The sequence below is a fragment of the Oceaniglobus indicus genome, from assembly GCF_002751875.1.
Lineage (GTDB): Bacteria > Pseudomonadota > Alphaproteobacteria > Rhodobacterales > Rhodobacteraceae > Oceaniglobus > Oceaniglobus indicus.
Window position 1 is genome coordinate 1 of sequence record NZ_NMZM01000007.1, and the last position, 19,390, is coordinate 19,390.

Below are 19,390 nucleotides of genomic sequence, written 5' to 3' on the forward strand. Positions count from 1 at the left end.
CGCCCTTTAAGGCCTCCAGCGCGACCTTCGCCTTGAACTCCGGCGCATGCTGCTTGCGTTTAGACATCTGTAATCTCCTTGGTGTTGAAGATCAGCAGACTGCATATCGTAGCTTATGTCAGTGTCCGAATTTCGGGGGGTAGCTTAGTTCTTGACCGCGCGCCCCATGCGATCAAGAACTTTACGTTCAACCTGTTCCGAGTCTTCAAGGTGACGAACGAATGACTGCATTGGCGCGGAGCCAAGAAAAACAGGCCAGTCATCGCGCTTCCGCAACTCATCAGTTAAGTTGTTCATGCGTTCTGACGCATCGTCTTCTAAACTCTTGATTTCGATGGCGAGCAGACCACTCAAACATGAATAGTCGACTCTCCTCTGCTCTGAGTTTTCGGGATCATCTAAGCAAACCCCACGGAGGGCTTCGACTAAGAAGCGTTCCACCAGTGGCGTGAGTTTTTGCACATGACCTTTTCGCTCGACGCGCACCAGAAAACCTCGCTATTGCTCTTTGGTTGCTGGCTCTACCTTGGGGGTTTGTCGCGGCGCGTTCAACTGTTCAACGCGCGCTCACTCTAATAAGGCCTAAAATTAAGATGTCCGCTTCGATCAAGCTGCGGTGCAGAAATCATCCAAGCTACGAATATCCGCAGTGGGCCGGAAGACACGGCGCACCTCGCCGCAGGCGTCGTGCTCGGTCACTGGGGTCCCGCATTACTGATTCGAGTCGATCGGGACGGATACGTTTTAGAGACCGCACTTAGGTTCCCAGCATCGGTCGACGGCTCGGAACGTTTTCGAGTAAAGCCGCATTTATGTGGCTCGTATCAAGAGGCACATCTTTCATTAACTCAACAATAAGATCGAAAAACTTACTTGAGGTGAAATCAGTTCCAAATTCACGGTATAGCGCAATGCATTTGGCATTTGCTCCGAATAAAATGGGGACCTTTGACAGCGCAACATTAAACTGCGACGTTGGAAGAGGATCATTTCCCTTGTCCGTAAGAACAAATCTGTAAGCGACAAGATCTTCGATAACGGCTTTTTTTGAAGATTCTACTTGTTCCAATCTAAGTTTCTCAGCCTGCTTTTTTAGCTGAATATTTTGATTGATCACTGTAATGAGTGCTCCCAAAACTGCTGCCAGCAGGGAGAATATCCCTGCATAAATTACCGATTCCATTGTCGCTCCAGATGTTCTCCCAAGCACCGCTATATCAGGCTGAGATGCTATCTGGGAAGCCATGAAGAGGCTTTGTTGCACAAATCGGTTGAAGAGCGTTCTTTCCCCTTCCCCGGACGGACTTATCCTACGGGCTCTGTGACAGGGATGCCAAGAGCTGTGTAACGGTTTAGCACGGCGATGCGGATTTGGATCTCCGCGACCTGCCGGTCGAAGTCCCGCGCCATGAGGCTCTGGCCCAGTCGTTTCACACAATGCATCTTGGTCTCGACGCGGCTTCGGCGGTGATAACCACTCCATCGCCGCCACAGGGTGCGGCCCAGGTATCTTGATGCCTCCACGGCTTGGTTCCGGGCGATGGCCCCGTTGCTCGTGGGCTTCCATGGCTTGGCATTCTTGCGAGGCGGAATGACAGCATGGGCATTCCGCTCGGCAATCGCGTCGTGGCATTTGCGCGTGTCGTAGGCCCCGTCAGCGGTGACCGACCCAATGTCCTGATCGGGCGGAACTTGCTTTAGCAGCTCAGGCAGCATGGTCGCATCACCGATGTTGCTGGTGGTGACCTCGACCGCCCGAACCTCCAGTGTTTCTTCATCGATCCCTATGTGTATCTTGCGCCAGATACGTCGTTTGGAGCCGCCATGCTTGCGGGCGTTCCACTCACCTTCGCCCTCTGCTTTGATACCTGTGCTATCGATCAAAAGGTTCAGTGGACCAGTCCCGCCGCGATATGGCAGGTTTACGTTCAGCGATCGTTGACGGCGGCAAAGGGCGCTGAAATCGGGCACCTCCCAGCCCAACCCTACCAACTTCAGCAAGCTCTCAACGGAGCCTGTCGTCTGCCGAAGCGGCATGCCGAACAACACCTTCAGTGTCAGGCAGGCCTGGATCGCGGCGTCACTGAATTGTTGTCGCCGACCGCGTTTGCCCGGCGGCGGCGGTCTCCAGACCATCTGGGGATCAAACCAGATTGATAGCGACCCACGTCGCTTCAAGCTGTCATTGTAAGTCGACCAGTTCGTGGTCTTGTACTTCGTAGGGGCCCAGCTGCTCATGTGCTCAAGCTATCACGCTGGATTCGCGAGATGAATCCCTCAACGCATTTGTGCAACAAAGCCCCATGAAGAACACTCCTGAGTGGGGATTATGTCCGCTCTGCCGATCTCGGGTCGTTGGAAATGCTGCGACGGGAGCGAATGGCTGCTTCGGTGACGCTGCGGTGCCACACCGGCGGTTGCTTCGAACGACCGGACTGGGCCGTCTGTGACCCCAGGTGGATTGAGGCGGAGATTGAACCGCTCCGGTTTTCCCGGAGGCTGATTACTCCGTTTCCTGCGACTTTATCGAACTCGCTGCACTCTCCATAGAACTTCTCTTGGCCTCTGGCGGTCCGGCTCGCCGACCTCGCAGTCGAGAACGGTCCGGTTCGGCTCCGGGACAATCTCGGGACGCTCGCGCGACGGGCATGATCAACGCCCCGCGAACGCTCCGGGGCCTTGGAGCGCGCAACATGGTGTTGCGGCAGGGTCCCAAGGAGTCGATCATGAACAAGAATTATCTTGAAACCCCTTTGGAAATCCTTTGCGCGAAGCTCCCGTTCGAATTGGCGGCCGCGTCGGACGGTTGCCGTCAGCGGACATCGCCGGTAGCGCATAAGATCGCGCCATCATGGAAAGGTGGGCTGCCCCTGCGGACCACGAAGGTGGCTTGGACCGTCTTTCGGCGCATGAAGCCCTCTGGGCGCTGGCGGTCCTATCGGGGTGGGGGCGGGAAAATCTCAACCAAGAACTGCCGAGTAAGGGCATGATGAAGAAGGCCCGGGCAGACGCCCGGGCCTTTTGGGGTGCGCTTTATCGGAGGGGATCGACGATGTCAGGCATGTCGGTTCCGGCCCCGGACAGGGCGTCGCGGACTGTCCTGCGAAGGATGTCATCCAGAAATCGAATACCCGCTTCGCGTGACACGTGACCCATTGCCATCCTGACAATGTCGGGCGGGCATCCCTTTTCAAGGAGCTCATACTGCAGTGCTTTCCGGAAATCTTCGAAATGCAGGGCCGAGGCGTCGATCCCGTGCGTCTCGCAGTAGCGGACGAACTGCCTCCGGAACCGCGTCGTGCCGGTGCCGAGTCTTTCCTGCGAAACATGTGGGAAGAGCATCGTCTCCTTCTGATCCTGCCGCAACTTGAACAGTCCGACGAGGCCGAGGTCCTGCAGCCGCCGAGATACTGGGATCTCCCGGCGGGCCCCGGTCGTCTTCGCATCGCGTTCGATGCAGAGGACCGGTATGCCGTCATGATATTGCAGGTTCTGGGTGGTAAGATGGACGGCTTCGCCGAGGCGCAGTCCTGCGAGCCGCATCAGAAGAGGGATCCAGAACAGAGGATCACCGGCATCCCCGATGTCGCCGTGGAAGATTGGCGATGACAGGTAGCTTTCAACAGCGTCCAACCAGCGTGGGTGGTCGACTGGGCGCTCCTGCTGCCGCAGACGGGCCTCGTCGACCGTCGACCAGCTGCAGACATCGAACGGATTTTCCTCTGCGAGCCCAAGCTTGACAAGGAAATCGCCAACCTGGCGCGCCGCACGCCCGATCTTCAGGAATGTCGTGACGCCGATGCGGTCAGGAGAAGTTTGGTCTTCGCCGACCAGGCCTTCGTCGTCGGCCCCGGTATTCCGCCGTTTCCCGTGGCCTTTCGGCAGTTTCCGGATTTCCTCCAGCGAGGGGATCACATCTTCCCTTGCGATGTCGCGAAAGAACGGATTCCCCAAGGTGCGCACCCAGGCACGCTTGGCGCTCTCGATGTTCGGAGCACTATTGCGCCGCCAGCTTTCGCCAAGGGCCGGATCAAGTCGGGAAGTTCCGGGTTGGTACCCCAGTGATCGGGTTTCGATGTAGAACTCGAACGCGCCTTCGAGGCAGATCTGCTTTTCACCGGTGAGAAATAGCTTCGATTCTTCGGTGAGATTGGCGCCTTCGAGAAGGACCCGGGGCGTCCATTGTGCGAATGATTTCGGGTGAGGTTTTCTGTCATTTCGGGTGGCGAGGTTGTCGTGCATTTCCTGTATCTCCGTGAGTGTTTCAACGCCGCCCTATGCCCCGGATTTCCCAGGATATTATGACCTAAGTCAAAATATCGAAATTAAGCTTCAGCGGACCTATCACGAACTCGTGAGTTGTTGCCTTCCGTCCATTCTGCCCGGTAAGGATCGTTCCCTCAGGTCGGTCAGCGTCGAAATCCGACGACATTGTCATGTTTGACCTCACCTCGGGCCGGCACCACTTGGACGGCGTTGACACCGGGTGCGGCGAAGGGACTCTTGATCCTCGAGATGTCCACATCGATCCTGCTGATCACCTCATGCAATGTCTTCACCCAGATTTCGCGCGTGTAAGAGCCGTCACCTTCGTCGACCGGTTTTTCGTGCCCCATGAGGCGCCGGCGCACCATGTCGGGGCAAAGCAGGTTCCCCAGATCGTTGTGGAATGTGGTGCGCAACGCATGGAAATCGAGACCAGGCCAGTAGCATCCGTTCGTTTTGCGGTAGTATCCGAAGGTCTTGCTGAAGAGTTCCGAGTAGGTCTCCTTCGTCTGGCCGCGGTTGAGATCCGGGAACAGGCGAGACTGGTTCTGTCTGCGGCGCATTTCGACAAACCGAAGCAATCCCAGTTCGATCAGCTTGGGGTGCACGGCAATGCGACGCTCCCCGGCTGTGGACTTCACGTGGTTGCCGATCACGTTGCGGACGGTGAAATACGCGACACCGTTTTCCGACCCGAAATCATCCGGCCCGAGTTGCAGGATCTCCTCGGCGCGACATCCGTCGAAGCGCGCGATGAGCGGCGCCCAGAACAGCGGGTAATCCTTCTCTTCGCAGTCGCCCTGGTAGACCGGCGAGTCGAAGAGCTTCTGGATCCTGTCGTCCCACAGCATGCGCGTGCGATCCTCCTCGTTCGCCTTCAGTGCTTTTTCCTCATCGTTCGACCAGGAGCAGATCTCGAACGGGTTTTCATCGATCACCTTCATGGCCTTCAGCATCTTGCCGACCCGGTTTGCCATGCGGCCATGGCGCAGGAAGGTGGCAACGCGCAGGCGCGGGATTTTCGCGTCAAGTTCAGCGCGTTCAAGGTCCGCCGGAGTGGCTTTGCCTTTGACCGCAAGGTTCAATTTCGACTCTGCTGCGGCCGCGAGTTCCAGTTCGTCGGCGCGCTCGACGAGCTCGAGGAAACCGCGCGTGTTTATCAGGGTCGGCTTCTTTCCGTGGTATTTCGGGATGCGGCGAATGATGTTCAGGACGCCATCGACCTCGGTCCAATCGATCTGCTGGAACGGCTGGTTGCCGAGGACATCGACCCAGATCTCGCGTGCCTTCCGGGCGTTTCCGCCGGAGGTCCGTGTCCAGTTCTTTCCCTGGTCGGGAAACCGCTTCTGGCGCGCTTCGAAATTGTCTCCATAGCCGAGCTCCTTGAGCTCGAAGTAGAGATCGAACGCCTCCCGGAACTCGATGTTGGGTCCTTTCCTGAGGGCTGCACGCGAAGTTTCCGTGAGAAGGGTCTCATCGATCAGAATTCGGGTTTCCCGCTTTGGCGTAGCGGTTGCGGATGCGGGACAGGCGATCCCGGACGTGGGCGCAGCCACCTGGGTGGGGGCGGCGTTGGGCTGCACGTCGGGCGGAAGCGGTACGTTCCCAGCACGAAGAGCGCTGGTGGGCGCGGCAGGGGCAGACTCGGGGCTGACCACATCCAGAGCTGTCGGCGGTGGAACAGCCGCAGCACCGCTAACGTGAAGCATTGCTGCCGGTGCCGCGACCTCGGCAGGCACAGATGCGGGAGGGACCGTCATGGCTGGCACCGTTGGTTGCGCCGAAATCGCGGGCAGGGCGGGCGACCGGGATGCCGAGCGGCCTGCAATCATCGACCGGAAGATTGGGGTGGATTCCGCGTAACGCCCGATCTCGCGGCGCTCGCGTTCGCAGGACGCATCCAGCATCACGCGCAGAGCTTCGAAGGCAAGGACACGCCAGTCGGCCGCGGTTTCGTCCAGAGTCACGCCCAGTCGCTGTGCCAGCTCGCGCAGGGGGGCGACCGCAGGGGCCCGATCGCCGAGCGCCAGCGCCCGGCGCAGCATGTCCTGGGTCGCACGCTCTGCCTGTGCGGCGAAATTCGCGGCCGCTTCCGAGCGCGGCTCTGCAGAGGCGCGCAGGGCTTCATGAGCCGCGATCTGGAATCGCGCCAGTTCGGTCAGCAGCGTGACATGGTCCGCACTCAGATGATCCACCGGTCTCTCCGTCGTCAGCGCGACGGCCAGGTCCGTGAGCGCGGTCAGCGCGCGGACAAGACATGTCGCTTCGGAGAGGACGTCGGTGCGAAGAGAAAGACAGAGGGCCGAAGTTTGATCAGGGTTCGATATCCTCGCGAGGGCCCTGGGCAGGCGCCGCCGGAAGAAGAAGCCCGAGGGCCGTTTTTCGAGGTAGGGGATATGTGCGACTCTGGCCATGGCAGGGTGCTCCGAAACGGGTTTCAGGGCATCCTGGAATCGCGGGCCGTGTACCTGGTCGTGCACCGCTTCGTGCACGCGTTTGTGCACCGGTTCGTGCACGTGCACGGGTGGCTCCGACTCCGGTCGGGGCTCAGCCAATGAAATCAACCACTTGGGGAAATTTGGCTCCGGCGGTAGGGATCGAACCTACGACCAATTGATTAACAGTCAAGCGACGATATTTATTAGGTTACTGCACGGTGGTGCGGTAATATAGTAAAACCAATGCATTACACCTATTTTGCAACGATAATCAATCGGTTTACAATGCGCGAAAGTGCATGTTAGTGACGTGGTGCGTTGCAAAACGTTGCAAAATCGGAGCATGACAGATGACCACGGCAATCGACTTCACCAAGCCTGCACGCCTGCTGAAAACCCCACCGGGCATGTATCGCCACGACGGCGACCGCTTTCCTGGCCTTTACCTCAATGTCGGCAAGACCAAGAGCACTTGGTACATCAAGCGTCGCGTCGATGGGAAAACGAAGTCGATCAAGGTTGGCGCGTTTCCCGCCTTGGACGCCGTGACGGCGTTTAAACAGGGCGACACGAAGACGGGCGTTGCAAAGAGCGACATTCAGACAGTGCGCGATGGTTGGACGTTTTGGTGCGACACGTCGCAGGCGCAGGGCGGCATGTCCGACGATCACCGCCACCGCATGACGCGCCAGCTTGAGATGCACGCGCGCGAGATCATGGACAGCAATGTCGCGGACGTGACCTCGGCCAATGTGCAGGCCGTCCTGAACCGCCTCATGGCTGACGGCAAGAAGGCGACCGCGCGGGCCGTGCGCATTGGCATCGGCAACGCTTTCAACTTCGCGCCTGTCGTGAACCCTGTCGGCCAAAAGAGGACGCGCGTTGCCAAGAGCGAAGAGACAGAAGCGCAATGGACGGCGGTTGCCCGTGACCACGATCTCGACGCGGATGATTGGTCCACGATCTGGGAGGCGATCATGGCGCGACGCGAGAAGAACGTCATTGTCGGGACCGCTGTCGCCGTCATGTTCCTGACAGGCATCCGCTCCGAAAACGTTTGCTCGCTTTCGTGGGATCAGGTCGATTTGCAGAACAGGACGATCCACCTGACCAAAATGAAGAACAAGCTCGCCCGCACGTTGCCCGTGATGGATACCGTGATCGACCTGCTCACGGCGATCCGTCAGTCGGGCAGCGAATGGGTGTTCCCTGCGTCGTCGGCCACCGGATACATCACCGACCCGAAGGGCACATTCGCCACGATAAACGACGAGCGCGTCCGCGTATTCCTGCCACATGACGGGCGGCGTCACTTCATGCAGGCGTCAGCCGAGGCGTTCTTGCCCGACTACGTCGCCCACTTCCTGCGCGGCGACAAGAAGGCAGGCGAAGGCAGCGACATGCTGATGAAATACCTGAAGCGCATGGGCAATCGCCGCGCCGTCGAGGACATTGAGAAAGTCTACTTCGAGCGAATTAAGGTAGAACCTTCTTTCGCCATTGTTTCCTGATTATAGGCACACTATGTTTCAGGTGCACCAAGGCAACGTCGTGAGACGTCGCGCGCCATAGTGGCGGGTGCCAGCATATCGTTCAGGGGATCGGCGCCTGAATGTGAGGGTTAAGCCGAAATATCAACGGGCGCGAAGAGCGCAACATGGCCCGCCTGTTCTGGATTGAACAGAAAGAACCGTTGATATGTCGGAAACGATCCGCGCACTCGAGTCGCGCATTGAAGAACTCGAAACCCGCTTAAACCATCCACGCATGATGACCCCGCCGCAAGTTTGCGACTTCCTGCAAATCTGCGAGCGGTCGTTTTATGACATGAAGAAGCGCGGCGACACGCCGCCCGCGATCTATTTCAGTCAGCGAACGGTGCGCTATGACCTGCATGAGGTCATGGCATGGGCGAAGCAAAAAGAAGTGGGGCAGGTTTAAGGCCCGCCCCACTGGATTGGATTTGACAGAACTACGATTGAATAACTCGTTTATAGACGAGCCGATGGCAAATCCGAACCATTGAAGCGGGTCCATCCTGAAAATGGTATGGACAATAATCTGAATGAATCCGCCGACCTCATGCTCCGTCTTTTTGACGGATATGAGAAACGGCATATCGAAATGCGCGGCGAGATGGTCGCGGACGATAAAGGCAAAGTGAATGGCAAGCCGCAGACCGTGGCAGGCCCGCTTACGGCTGATCTCGTCGCCCAACACGTTACAGGCGGTCATCCTGTCGGCGTAGCGCCTGTGCGCGCGGACAGCACATGTCTGTGGGGCGTTCTCGACGTTGATTGGTACGACATGCCCGAGGACGACGTTACGGCCTTGCGCGACCGCCTGCGCACCCGCTGCGCCGCGTTCCGCACAAAGTCGCGCGGCCTGCATGTGGTCGTGTTCGTCGATGAGCCGATCTCGGCCAAGCAGATGCACCAATATCTCGCTGCGCTGCGAAAGCGGCTGCCGAAGAAAGTGCAGGCCAAGACCGAGCTGTTTCCGAAGGCGACACAGACGGCTGTCACGCCCGACAATGAACCGACCGCCGTATGGCTGCCGATCAATGGACAGAAGCGCGAAATCGCTTGGGTGATCGACGACGACGGCTCCAAGACGCCGCTGGATGAGTCGGGCGTTCTCGGCCTGCTGCAACACATCCACGCTCATTGCCGCGTGTCGGCACAGACAGTGAGCGAGATCGCCAACGCGACGCCGACGCTCGACACCTCGGATATTGGCTACAAGGTGCCTGTCGATCCTGCGGGACGAAATGACCTGCTGATGCGCATCGCCATGTCCATGCAGGCGCGCGGATGGCCTGATACCGAGATGGATGCCGAAATTCGACGCCTGAACGGCGACGCGAATTTCCACGATCTGTTTGCCGACGGCGCGTTGCCTGAAACCGAGATCGTAAACCTTCTGAAAGGCGCAAAGCGGTGGGAGAAAGGCACGCCAACGCCGCTGCACTATCGGCAAGTCGAGAAGTTCAATCGTCGGTGGTCGAAAATCACGATCAGCGGCACGGTCGAATATCTCGACAAGGACGCCGCCGAGTTCACGACCTTTGCCAAGCAAATGCTGTTCGACGAAACATCCGACCAAGTCGTTCCCATGGGCAAGACGTCGATGCCGCTCGCGCAACTATGGCTGCGTGATCCTGATCACGCGCGGTTCAAGGACGTGGTGTGCGAACCCATCGACTATGACGGGCCTGCCTATAACGTTTGGCGCGGCTTCGCCGTTGCGCCGAAAGATGGCGATGCCTCGGTGTTCGAGTCGTATGTCCGCGATGTGCTTTGCTCGGGCGACGACGGCCTCGCGCATTGGGTGACGATGTGGCTTGCCGATGCCGTGCAATGCCCGACTGACCCATCACCGCCAACAGCCATCGCCCTGCGCGGACGGCAAGGCGGCGGCAAGTCGTTCCTGCAAGAGCGCGTCCTGACTCCCATCTTCGGCGAGCGTTACGTTCAGAAGGTGCAAGAGTCCGAACGTCTGTTTTCACGCTTCAACCGTTCTATCTTCGGCTCGACCTTCATTGCCGCCGAGGAGTCCATTTTCCATGGATCGCGTCAAACGGCGGCGAAGCTAAAATCGTTTATCTCGTCGCCCTCGTGGACCTATGAGGAGAAGTTCAAGGCGACGGTCAACGCCAAGAACGTTCACCGCCTGATCGCCACGACCAATGAGGCCCAAGCCGTGCATATCGACTTTGACGATAGGCGGTGGACGGTTGTCGAGGTCGCGCAGCCGTTCGATATGACGACCAAGGAGGGGCAACAGGCAGCATATGCCTTTTGGGAGCCCTACCATGCCTTCATGCGGTCAGACGACGGTCCAGGCATCGTGTTGCGCTACCTGCTCGACTATCCCGTTGACCGTCAGGCGTTGACGTTTGGCTATGGCACCGAGGCGAAGGCGCGCGACAAGGTGGCGTCTGATCCCGTCGTTGCTGTGCTGCATGAGATCGCGGAACGCGGCGTGTGCCCGCATGATCCAAAAGCAGCAGGGATAATCTCGAACAAGACCTTGGCCGCGCTCGTGCATCAGGCAGGCGGGCGCAACATGTCGCCCGAGGAAATTGCCAACAAGCTGCTCGATCTGATCCCGCAGGCCAAGAAATCCCGCAAGGCCATGTTCTGTGAACGCCTTCACACCCACACGGACATGAACGGCGACGCCTTGGTTTCGCCGCTGATGGATAAGCAGCAGCGTGGCTATTGCCTTGGCACACTCGACGACTTTCGGGCGGCTGTCGCGCGCATCACACTGCGCACCTATGGCGAGGACGACGAGCCGATGGACTTCGGGGATGCTGATCCTGCGGAGTTTGGTGTCGATGTGGAAAGCGGATGGCGCGCGTGGGAGGCCGCGCAGACCGAGAAATACAACGGCGATCCGCCGTTCTGATCAAGGCGTGTTTCTCGCTGATCGAGATTGGCGGCACTTCGGTGTCGCCTTTTTCGTTTTATGTCACGGGGTCGAAATTTATGTCACGGGGTGACATGGTTTTTGTGCTTAAAGTGCAATCGGTTACGCGATTTATGTCACCTATGTCACGGATGACGGGGGTAAATTGTCAGCTTGTGAAAATCGTGATTTGCCAACGGGTGCGCGCGTGGCGAGGCGTTTTGCTGCTACTATTATTATACTGACATAACTGACATACTGACAGACGACGTTGAAAACAAAGCGTTTTTGGTATGTCACCGTTTCCCTTGGGTGACATGGGGTGACATACTTTGTGCATCGCGTTCCGTTGGGCCTGCCTATCTCCCCTCGAAATCTCCACCTGCTTGTTGCGACTTGCTCGCAACTAGGTCGCGCCAAACAGGCCGATTGATCCTTAATCAAGTGTGAGCGCGTGATTATCGCTTTGGTCATAAGTTGTTGCTCGGTTGCGCGGCCAATTTTGCAACGCGTCTTGCAACGCAGGCACATATCCGACGCAAAAGGTCGGTGATATATAGGCACAATGGCCGTGCCATCGCACATGCAATCGACGGCTTCGCCCGCCAACGGCCAACCGCCGCGATCTGCCGCGGCGCACGCGGGCGTCTTGGTGAAATCCGACGCAGTATGCCCGCAGGCCGCGAACGCGCGGCTATGACGCGCTTGGACGCACTAATCGGCCCAACACCTGAATCTTCCCCAACGCCACCTGAAACGGTCCGCATCCGCCCCAAAGCGAGGTGATACGCATTGCTTGTCGAACCCGTCGGATGAAAACGCGCGCCCAAGGGTGGTTCGGCACACTCCTGAACCTTGGGCGCGCACCATCATCAAAGGATGATATGATGAAGATCCAAGCGAGTATGAACGAAGGCACGGCGACGTTGATCGTCACCACGGTATCGAGCACGTCACGGCTGGTTGTGGAGGGCGCGCAATACTTGGCCGACGACCTCGAGCAATTCCTGACCGACCCCAATGCCAAGGACGTCGAACGCCACTACCGCATCGTGCCTGACGACAAAGGCGTGAGCGTTCAGACTGCCCAAGGCGGGTTCACGTTGCCGTGGCGGCATATCATGACGACGGTCAACGGCCTGCGTGCATGATGGACCTGCCTGACGCCCCACAGACGCCCGAAGCAACCTTGGTCACGGCGATCCTGATGCAGGCTTACCGCGACCTGTTCCTGACGGTCACGGATGAAAGCGGCGCAACGTTCACGTCTCGGTCGGAGCGGGATCAGGCCATGACCTTCCTGACCGAGCGGACAGGCGCGATGGCGCGGCATCGCAACGCCCTATGCTCGCTCATTGGCTGGAACGGCGACGTATTGGCCACAAGCGTCCGTGCCATGATGGAGGGCGCACCCTTTCCCCATCCGTCACTCGATCCGACCCCTGCGACCCTCAAACGTCATGCCGTCGCCGTCGAACGCCTGCGGGAACGTTGGCACGCCTTGCACGCGCCCCGCCCACGCGCAGCGGCCTGACGCATCAGTACCTTAAATACAGCGTCGCCACCTGATTCCGCCGGTCGGCATTCTCGGTGCTGCCACATAAATTCAATTCACGAGCGCAACGGTGCGTCGCTCTTGTTCTGTCCAATCCAGATTGAGCGCGGCGTCCCGACACGCCGCGCTCAATTTTGGACAGACATAGGAGCAAACCATGTCAGACGACACGACCGCCGCCCTGCAAGCGCTGTTGCAGCAGGTGCAGACCCTCACCACCACCGTTACCGATCAGGCCAAACGCCTCGACGACCTGCAAGACTTCAACAGCCGTGTGCTGGACGAGAAGAAGGATATGCAGCGCCAGATGGAAGCAGCGGCCCCGAAAAAGAAAACACTTTCGGACATCGTGAACGAGGAAACGCAGGAGCGCAAAATGCGCGCGGCCAACCTCGAAAAGGGCAACGACGGCAATTGGTATCCGCAAGGGGTTCGGCCCAAGCATTCGATCACGCGCGCCGATGCCCGCAACCCACAGAAATATCGTGCGGCAAAAGAAGCGGCCGAAAAGGCAGGCGCGACACTGACCGTGCTCAACGATGGCGACGGCGATCCCACTCGGCGCAACACCCAACAAGCGGCACCTGCGGCGAAGCTGCACACCGTCACGCTCGACGACGAGCACAACCGCGTTCGCTATGTCCATGCGGATCACAACACGGGCAACGGTTTCGTCCATCGCCGCCTGCAAGCGGAAAGCGAAGGCTACACGACGCGCACCTTCCGCACAGCGGACGACCTGCCGCAGCACATGCAAACGAAACTGCGGATGATGGAGAACGCGGCCAATGCAAGCGACTCCTGAAAACCGTGCCTGCCTCGAATGGGCGTGCCGCGTCGTTTACGGGATCGACGCGGACAGCGAGATTTACGCGCGCCGCGACGGCGCGCTTGTCTTGGACGACCTGTTCAGGATCGACCCCGCCAACAGCCCGACCGACGCGTCAATCGCGGCGCTTGCGCAGATGATGAAACTCCACCTTGGCGGTGCCAGCTTTGGTGAGTTGCGCGGCGACCTCATCGGGTCGGGCGTCGGGGAACAATTCGCAAATCGCGTGCATGATCATTTGGTGGATGTCCTTGATGTTGAATGGGCGGCACTGCGTGGCCGCATCCGTTGGTATCGCGACGATACGGCCTGCACCGATTCTGCCTCAACCGCAGAACAAGGAGACACCTGATTATGGCACAGGGCGGGAACAAGAACAGCGGGCGGCGTGCCATCATCGACATGCGCGCGGACAAGAATGAGATCATCAAGGACATTGTGCTCGGGCGGCGCTCGCTGGCCGAGATCGCGCGGCGGATCGGGGTCGATTACACGACGATCCAACGCTACCGCGACACCAAGATCACCGAAGAAATGCGCCGTTCGATCATCGCGGAAACGCGCGTCGCCTCCATCGAGGCGGATACCGAAGTGATCAACCAAGACCGCATGGACATTGCCATGACCTACGAGTCCTTGGCGAAGCGGGTCGAAAAGCTGATCACGCGCGCGGAGCAAGAGGACGATCCGGCCTTCGCCCTCGCGGCGATGGAAGGTTTGCGCAAGGTGCTCCGCGACATTGCAACCATGCAAGGCAAGCTCGCCACGAACCTAACCGTGAATGTTTCGCTCGCGGAATCCAAAGAATGGGTGACGCTGCGCAGCATCCTGAACGAAGTCTGCGACGAGGTGCCCGAGGCGCGCGAACCGCTGCTGCGTCGGATGCGCCACCACGTCCTGTCGGTCACGAAGGAGGGGAGCGTGCTATGACCCATCGCGAGTTCGAAGGCTGGGCCGAGTTTGGCCGACGCCTGAAAGCGGCCACAGACGCGGGATCGCCCGATTGGGCGCGACTGCCGCCGTCGGAGCGGATCATGCACGACGAAGGCGGGCGGCATTATTTCACGGGGCGGCCCTGCAATCGCGGACATGTCTCCCCGCGCGACGCTAATCGCTGCTGCACGCAGTGCAATGTCGCGAACATGCGCGCCTTCTATGATCGGAAGAAACATGCCGTTTGATGCGCTCCACGACTGGTGCAGCCTGATCGAACGCGACCTCGATCCCGGCGCGGAAATGCTGCACTTTCTGCGGCAGGAGGTGCCCACCGCCACCCAGGTCGATCCGTGGCAGGTCGAGGCGATCACGTCCAACGCGCAGACCGTCGCCCTGCTTGTGTGCCGTCAGGCGGGCAAATCCTGCGTCCTCGCGACGCGCGGCGTCCGTGAATTGAAGCGCGGCGGCACGATCATCTGCGTTGCGCCCGCCGAACGTCAGACCCGCGAGATCACCCGCAAGGTTCAAGCATATCTGCGCGCCACCGATCTTGTGGTTGAGCGCGCGACACAGACGGAAATCGAATGTAGCAACGGCGGGCGGTTCATCGCTGTGCCTGCGTCGGGCGCGACGATCAGGGGCTATACTGCCGATCTGCTGCTCGTGGACGAGATGGCTTATTTGCCCGGTGAAAACGGCGGCGAGGATGTCGTGGTGTCGATCCTGCCGATGCTGAAAGACAACGGGCAGACCTTCTATGCCTCGACGCCCGCAGGGAAGCACAATCTGTTCGCATCGCTGTTTCTCGAACCCAAGGACAGCGTGCATCGGATCAAGGTGCCCGGCACGTCGATCCCGCGCCTTGCGCATCGCGTCGAACGGCTGCGAGAGCAGTTGTCGGCCACCCGTTTCCGTCAGGAAGTCATGTGCGAATTTCTGTCGGACGGCCTGTCCTACTTCGACCTTTCCACCATCGAGAACGCCACGTCACAGGAGGGCGCAATATGTCCGAGATTCTGAACCTGATCCATCTGCCCGACGGGCGCGTGACCAACGAAACAAGACATGATCCCGCTGTCGAAAGAGTGACGGGTTTTGTCAGATACTTCGTCGGTGCGGACCTTGGGCAAGCCAACGACTTCTCGTCGGCGGTGGTCGTGAAGGATCAACAGTTGCCGATCCACGACGGCAACCGCGTCGTCCTTGGCCCGCGCGAGCGCACCGTCGTCTTCGCGGACAAGTTTCGCGGCGTGTCCTATGTCGATGTGGTCGATTACCTGATCCGCCTGCGCAATGCGCCGCCCTTCGGCGGCAAGTCGGAACTCGTGATCGACGGCACGTCCATTGGCCGCGTCGTGAGCGACGTGATGGCTGACCAAGGCGTCGATCATACGGCGGTGCAAATGACGGGCGGTCAGGAGTGGCGGCGGTCTGGTAGATACGTCAACGCGTCCAAAATCCTGATGATCGAAAATCTGGCCGTGCTGTTCGCGGCGGGCGATCTGAAGTTTGCCCATGACCTCGCCATGCGCAAGGAGATCGAGGAAGACCTTGCGACCTTCACGATGCAGACGACGGCTGCGGGCAATCAGATCATCACGCAATCGCGGAATGCGTCGGGCCACGGCGACACGGGCATTGCCCTGATCGTCGCGGCCTTCGCCTCGCAGTACCTTGTGCCGCAGGGTATCCGCATCAGCAAGCTGGTTGGAATGTATTAGAACGGAATATCGTCTTCAGGAACGATCAGCGGTTCAGCCGTGAAAAGATTGTCGCTGCGCTTCCTGTTGTGACCATCCAGAATTACACGGAGGTTCTTTGGGATGTGCAGACCGCAGATATAATGGACGTAGGCACCTGTTTCTTCGTCAGTGTAACTCCCGCGAATGGGGACAATGTGATCTACTTGCCAATGCCCTCCGCGAACTTCGGAGAGTTTTTGTGCCGCCAAGTAAAACTTGAACATTTCGGATTTCTGTTCTTCTGACAGCCATTTTGGCATGGCGGGGCCAGCGCGTTTCCCTGCCATCCGCATAGCGTCCAAGGCACGCTTCCGTTGCTTGCGATGGCGGACAGTTAAAACCGCATCCTCTGCTTCAATTTCGAGGCGTTCTTCATCGGTAAGGTTTTTTCGCCAATCATCCATGGCGAACAGATATGCAGATAACTCCCAGAAATGGAAGAACAGCCGTGCGTCTCGTCGATCTGATCGCCGCCGCGCCCACAGTCGCCCGACGAGTTCAACGAGACGCGGGCAAAGACCCCCGAAATATCGCGCGCTGATGGGCGTCTCGCTGTTTTGGGCATCATTGCGCCTGCTGGCCGACAACGCGCGTTAGACGCGTGCTCACGCGGTCTGCGCCAAAACGACAACGGGCGACCCGAAGGCCGCCCGCATAGTTGGTGCGCACCAAAATCGGCACGCCGTTGGACAGGATCACTTGCACGCCGCGACCAACGCATCGGCGCGTGTCGTGTCCGCATCGCGCGAGGGGATGCGTTTCACGCCTTTGGGCAAGAGCAAGAAATACTTGCCACCCTTGCGTTCGACGCCCAAGCCGAGCGCGCCCATATCGGTGCGCAAGGCTGACGACACGGTGTCCTTGTTCCATGACGTGACTGCCATCAATTCTTCGATGGTCGCGCCCTTGGCAAGCGCCTCGGCCAACAGATGCCGCTTGCTGCCCGCCTTCGTGGCTTTGACGTCTTCGGGCTTGCCCGGCTCAAGCATCACGCGATCCTCAAGAACGCGCGGCTTGCGGGCCTTGGGCGCGGTCTTCGCCTCGACGCCTTCGGCCATCAGGTCGAACGCGACGCGGATGCCGTTGTCGGCCAGCACCTGTTGCACGGGGCCTTCGCCGTTGACGCCTTCGTCCGTGATCACGAGCAGGCCCTTGGTCGAGAGCGAGGCGATCACGCCTTGCACCTGCTTCTGCGTCAGGCCCGTGCGTTGCGCGATCTCGGGAACGTCGCCCCATGTCATGTTGTCGGCGAGCATTGCATCGACGGTCTCCGCGCCGTTGCAGTCGATCCCGGCGTCTGCGTAGGCCACGAGAACGCGCTTCTCCATCGCGGTCAGCTTCGGCGGCTGCGCCTGCACCATCGCGACGAGATCGGCCTTCGCGGTTTTCTTGAGCGCGGAAGCGTTCAACGGCTTAGTGAGCATGTCGTTGAGGGCGAGTTTGGTCAGGGTGTTGAGGTCGGTCATGTCAGTCTCCGTTGCTAAGTAGGTCAGTTAAGTTGACCTATAAATCGCTTATCGGACCTGCCCCCGGTGGCGATCAACCGGAGATGTCAGCCTTCGCGGTTTCATTCGGTGCCTAGACCTGCTAATTTCGCACCAGGGAACAACAAGAGCTTGTACTTAACCTCCCGATGAGATAAGACATAACAAGAACATACGGGATTCTCGCATGAACCAGCTTTCCATCTTTGATCAGGTGCAGTGCGCCGCTTCTGCAGAGACCTTCATTGCTGACCTCGGGGCCTTCGATCAGTTTGGAAAAAAGACCGCGACCGAAGCAGTCGAGGGTATACCATATCTCATCAACGAATTTTGGACAGCAGGACAGCGTCAGGCGCATTCCATCCATGAGGTGTCTTATCGGGCCTGCTTCAAAGCGCAATTGCCCGAATTCTTCATTTCACGTTTGACGAAACCCGGAGACGTGGTGTTTGACCCGTTCATGGGCCGAGGCACGACGCCAGTGCAGGCGGCCCTGATGGCGCGTCAGGCGTTCGGTAACGATATAAACCCGCTATCGGTCCTTCTGACACGTCCACGCCTTCGCCCGATCACGTTGCAGGAGGTGGCGACTGCGCTAAATACAGTCGATTGGTCCCGCGGCGAGGTAATACGGGACGATCTTCTCGCCTTTTATCATCCTGCCACACTCGCTAAATTGGAGGCTCTGCGCATCTGGATAGGGGAGCGCGCACCGCTTGACGGTAGCGACGTTGATCCCGTGGCCGACTGGATTCGGATGGTAGCGATCAATCGCCTGTCCGGTCACTCTCCCGGCTTCTTCTCAGGACGGTCGATGCCGCCGAACCAAGCCGTTTCTGTAAAGGCGCAACTCAAGATTAATGAGAAGTTGGGCGTATCTCCGCCGGAGCGCGACGTTGCAGCCGTAATCCTGAAAAAATCGAAAACCCTTCTCAAAGACGGCTGCGCGCCGAGCCAGGTGCGTTCCAGCCTCCACACGGGCGCGGCTTGGTCCGCGCCAAGTATCGCAGATGCTTCGGTCGATCTCACCGTCACGTCACCCCCGTTTCTAGACATTGTGCAGTATGCAGCCGACAATTGGCTGCGCTGCTGGTTCGCAGGTATCGACCCGGCTACCGTCGCCATCGACATGCACCGCACAGAAGACGCGTGGACGGCAATGGTGCATCGCGTGTTGGCCGAGCAGGCCCGCATCCTGCGTCCGGGCGGCTACGTCGCTTTCGAGGTGGGGGAGGTCCGCAACGGTAAGGTATTGCTTGAACGGCTTGTCTGGAAGGCAGCAGAAGGCCTGCCGTTTGACCGCCTAGGTGTTATGGTCAACGATCAGACCTTTACCAAGACGGCAAACTGCTGGGGCGTCGCGAACGGGGCAAAGGGCACCAACACGAATAGGATTGTTTTGTTGCAGAGGCACTAGCCGTTTCTCATCTCACCTAAGTGCCGCCCAAAAATTTGTCGTAGGCGACTCTCCCAGCCCCCATTTCCGTAGTCGAACGCATAACGGCATATGCATCCTCGCTCCTCATCCGACAAATTCATTTCTCCAGTGGCCTGATCCAGCAGTGCTTGAAGCCGCTCAAGCAGCCCCTGCCAGCCACCTTGGCCAACGATAGGCCGCATGAGTTCGGCAATTTCGTCATGGTCGAGAACTATTCTCTTCATCCAATTTCCTTGCAATGTTTACTCGGGTATCGTCCCCAGCCATAACTCCACCGTAACAATGTTGG

At 59.0% G+C, this 19,390-nt stretch carries 20 protein-coding genes; 12 read left to right on the forward strand and 8 right to left on the reverse strand.

Translation table 11 applies throughout. The features are described from left to right. Positions 1-144: 144 nt before the first annotated feature. The 5 genes from CFP68_RS17905 to CFP68_RS11765 form a co-directional block, all read right to left on the reverse strand. The gene (locus CFP68_RS17905) at positions 145-486 is read right to left on the reverse strand and encodes a hypothetical protein (RefSeq protein ID WP_145953437.1); all 342 of its coding nucleotides are present in this window, start codon (positions 484-486) and stop codon (positions 145-147) included. Positions 487-757: 271 nt separating this feature from the next. Further along, complete coding sequence (locus tag CFP68_RS17910; protein ID WP_145953438.1) at positions 758-1,246, reverse strand: hypothetical protein; 489 nt, start codon at positions 1,244-1,246, stop codon at positions 758-760. Positions 1,247-1,305: 59 nt separating this feature from the next. Then, positions 1,306-2,238 carry an IS5 family transposase gene (locus CFP68_RS11755; protein WP_099827136.1) on the reverse strand — a complete coding sequence of 311 codons (933 nt, stop codon included), beginning with the start codon at positions 2,236-2,238 and terminating at the stop codon, positions 1,306-1,308. 795 nt (positions 2,239-3,033) lie between these two features. Beyond that, positions 3,034-4,242, reverse strand: coding sequence for a tyrosine-type recombinase/integrase (locus CFP68_RS11760; RefSeq protein WP_099827137.1), 1,209 nt, complete (start codon positions 4,240-4,242; stop codon positions 3,034-3,036). A 167-nt stretch (positions 4,243-4,409) separates the two neighbouring features. Further along, positions 4,410-6,788: a hypothetical protein gene (locus CFP68_RS11765; protein WP_145953439.1), complete on the reverse strand. Its 2,379-nt coding sequence runs from the start codon at positions 6,786-6,788 to the stop codon at positions 4,410-4,412. 266 nt (positions 6,789-7,054) lie between these two features. Between CFP68_RS11765 and CFP68_RS11775 the strand changes: the two genes are divergently transcribed. From CFP68_RS11775 to CFP68_RS11825, 11 genes are all read left to right on the forward strand, one after another. Beyond that, on the forward strand, positions 7,055-8,215 hold the full coding sequence (locus CFP68_RS11775) for a tyrosine-type recombinase/integrase (protein WP_099827140.1): 1,161 nt from the start codon (positions 7,055-7,057) through the stop codon (positions 8,213-8,215). A 187-nt stretch (positions 8,216-8,402) separates the two neighbouring features. Then, the gene (locus CFP68_RS11780; protein ID WP_099827141.1) at positions 8,403-8,645 is read left to right on the forward strand and encodes a helix-turn-helix transcriptional regulator; all 243 of its coding nucleotides are present in this window, start codon (positions 8,403-8,405) and stop codon (positions 8,643-8,645) included. Positions 8,646-8,753: 108 nt separating this feature from the next. Further along, the gene (locus tag CFP68_RS11785; RefSeq protein WP_099827142.1) at positions 8,754-11,117 is read left to right on the forward strand and encodes a DUF5906 domain-containing protein; all 2,364 of its coding nucleotides are present in this window, start codon (positions 8,754-8,756) and stop codon (positions 11,115-11,117) included. Between the two features lie 887 nt (positions 11,118-12,004). Next, positions 12,005-12,268 carry a hypothetical protein gene (locus CFP68_RS11790; RefSeq protein WP_145953440.1) on the forward strand — a complete coding sequence of 88 codons (264 nt, stop codon included), beginning with the start codon at positions 12,005-12,007 and terminating at the stop codon, positions 12,266-12,268. After that, the gene (locus CFP68_RS11795) at positions 12,265-12,651 is read left to right on the forward strand and encodes a hypothetical protein (RefSeq protein WP_145953441.1); all 387 of its coding nucleotides are present in this window, start codon (positions 12,265-12,267) and stop codon (positions 12,649-12,651) included. Before CFP68_RS11790 ends, CFP68_RS11795 begins: the two co-directional genes overlap by 4 nt. A 178-nt stretch (positions 12,652-12,829) precedes the next feature. Beyond that, on the forward strand, positions 12,830-13,477 hold the full coding sequence (locus tag CFP68_RS11800) for a hypothetical protein (RefSeq protein ID WP_099827145.1): 648 nt from the start codon (positions 12,830-12,832) through the stop codon (positions 13,475-13,477). Then, positions 13,461-13,853, forward strand: a complete 393-nt coding sequence (locus tag CFP68_RS11805) for a hypothetical protein (protein ID WP_099827146.1) — start codon at positions 13,461-13,463, stop codon at positions 13,851-13,853. The genes CFP68_RS11800 and CFP68_RS11805 overlap by 17 nt, the downstream gene beginning before the upstream one ends. A gap of 2 nt (positions 13,854-13,855) precedes the next feature. After that, entirely contained in the window at positions 13,856-14,431 is a 576-nt protein-coding gene (locus CFP68_RS11810) for a hypothetical protein (protein ID WP_099827147.1), read from the forward strand. Next, the gene (locus CFP68_RS11815; RefSeq protein ID WP_099827148.1) at positions 14,428-14,682 is read left to right on the forward strand and encodes a hypothetical protein; all 255 of its coding nucleotides are present in this window, start codon (positions 14,428-14,430) and stop codon (positions 14,680-14,682) included. The genes CFP68_RS11810 and CFP68_RS11815 overlap by 4 nt, the downstream gene beginning before the upstream one ends. Beyond that, positions 14,672-15,457, forward strand: coding sequence for a terminase large subunit domain-containing protein (locus tag CFP68_RS11820; protein WP_099827149.1), 786 nt, complete (start codon positions 14,672-14,674; stop codon positions 15,455-15,457). The genes CFP68_RS11815 and CFP68_RS11820 overlap by 11 nt, the downstream gene beginning before the upstream one ends. Then, a complete protein-coding gene (locus CFP68_RS11825; protein ID WP_099827150.1) occupies positions 15,442-16,158 on the forward strand; it encodes a hypothetical protein in 717 nt (238 codons plus the stop codon). Before CFP68_RS11820 ends, CFP68_RS11825 begins: the two co-directional genes overlap by 16 nt. On the opposite strand, the gene CFP68_RS11830 is transcribed toward CFP68_RS11825, so the two are convergent. Next, positions 16,155-16,583, reverse strand: a complete 429-nt coding sequence (locus CFP68_RS11830) for a hypothetical protein (RefSeq protein WP_099827151.1) — start codon at positions 16,581-16,583, stop codon at positions 16,155-16,157. The two genes, CFP68_RS11825 and CFP68_RS11830, sit on opposite strands and share 4 nt — an antisense overlap. 291 nt (positions 16,584-16,874) lie before the next feature. Further along, positions 16,875-17,645, reverse strand: a complete 771-nt coding sequence (locus CFP68_RS11835; protein ID WP_099827152.1) for a hypothetical protein — start codon at positions 17,643-17,645, stop codon at positions 16,875-16,877. A 205-nt stretch (positions 17,646-17,850) separates the two neighbouring features. Here CFP68_RS11835 and CFP68_RS11840 point away from each other — a divergent pair, with 205 nt between their 5' ends. Beyond that, on the forward strand, positions 17,851-19,080 hold the full coding sequence (locus CFP68_RS11840; RefSeq protein WP_099827153.1) for a DNA methyltransferase: 1,230 nt from the start codon (positions 17,851-17,853) through the stop codon (positions 19,078-19,080). Here CFP68_RS11840 and CFP68_RS11845 read toward each other — a convergent pair. Beyond that, a complete protein-coding gene (locus tag CFP68_RS11845; RefSeq protein ID WP_099827154.1) occupies positions 19,077-19,325 on the reverse strand; it encodes an aspartyl-tRNA synthetase in 249 nt (82 codons plus the stop codon). The two genes, CFP68_RS11840 and CFP68_RS11845, sit on opposite strands and share 4 nt — an antisense overlap. Positions 19,326-19,390: the final 65 nt, after the last annotated feature.

Excerpts from the sequence above, each read along its gene's own strand:
- CFP68_RS17910 (WP_145953438.1), bottom strand. The coding sequence starts at position 1,246 with ATGGCTTCCCAGATAGCATCTCAGCCTGATATAGCGGTGCTTGGGAGA.
- CFP68_RS11755 (WP_099827136.1), bottom strand. The coding sequence starts at position 2,238 with ATGAGCAGCTGGGCCCCTACGAAGTACAAGACCACGAACTGGTCGACT.
- CFP68_RS11760 (WP_099827137.1), bottom strand. The coding sequence starts at position 4,242 with ATGCACGACAACCTCGCCACCCGAAATGACAGAAAACCTCACCCGAAA.
- CFP68_RS11775 (WP_099827140.1), top strand. The coding sequence starts at position 7,055 with ATGACCACGGCAATCGACTTCACCAAGCCTGCACGCCTGCTGAAAACC.
- CFP68_RS11780 (WP_099827141.1), top strand. The coding sequence starts at position 8,403 with ATGTCGGAAACGATCCGCGCACTCGAGTCGCGCATTGAAGAACTCGAA.
- CFP68_RS11785 (WP_099827142.1), top strand. The coding sequence starts at position 8,754 with ATGGACAATAATCTGAATGAATCCGCCGACCTCATGCTCCGTCTTTTT.
- CFP68_RS11790 (WP_145953440.1), top strand. The coding sequence starts at position 12,005 with ATGAAGATCCAAGCGAGTATGAACGAAGGCACGGCGACGTTGATCGTC.
- CFP68_RS11795 (WP_145953441.1), top strand. The coding sequence starts at position 12,265 with ATGATGGACCTGCCTGACGCCCCACAGACGCCCGAAGCAACCTTGGTC.
- CFP68_RS11800 (WP_099827145.1), top strand. The coding sequence starts at position 12,830 with ATGTCAGACGACACGACCGCCGCCCTGCAAGCGCTGTTGCAGCAGGTG.
- CFP68_RS11805 (WP_099827146.1), top strand. The coding sequence starts at position 13,461 with ATGCAAGCGACTCCTGAAAACCGTGCCTGCCTCGAATGGGCGTGCCGC.
- CFP68_RS11810 (WP_099827147.1), top strand. The coding sequence starts at position 13,856 with ATGGCACAGGGCGGGAACAAGAACAGCGGGCGGCGTGCCATCATCGAC.
- CFP68_RS11815 (WP_099827148.1), top strand. The coding sequence starts at position 14,428 with ATGACCCATCGCGAGTTCGAAGGCTGGGCCGAGTTTGGCCGACGCCTG.
- CFP68_RS11820 (WP_099827149.1), top strand. The coding sequence starts at position 14,672 with ATGCCGTTTGATGCGCTCCACGACTGGTGCAGCCTGATCGAACGCGAC.
- CFP68_RS11825 (WP_099827150.1), top strand. The coding sequence starts at position 15,442 with ATGTCCGAGATTCTGAACCTGATCCATCTGCCCGACGGGCGCGTGACC.
- CFP68_RS11830 (WP_099827151.1), bottom strand. The coding sequence starts at position 16,583 with ATGGATGATTGGCGAAAAAACCTTACCGATGAAGAACGCCTCGAAATT.
- CFP68_RS11835 (WP_099827152.1), bottom strand. The coding sequence starts at position 17,645 with ATGACCGACCTCAACACCCTGACCAAACTCGCCCTCAACGACATGCTC.
- CFP68_RS11840 (WP_099827153.1), top strand. The coding sequence starts at position 17,851 with ATGAACCAGCTTTCCATCTTTGATCAGGTGCAGTGCGCCGCTTCTGCA.
- CFP68_RS11845 (WP_099827154.1), bottom strand. The coding sequence starts at position 19,325 with ATGAAGAGAATAGTTCTCGACCATGACGAAATTGCCGAACTCATGCGG.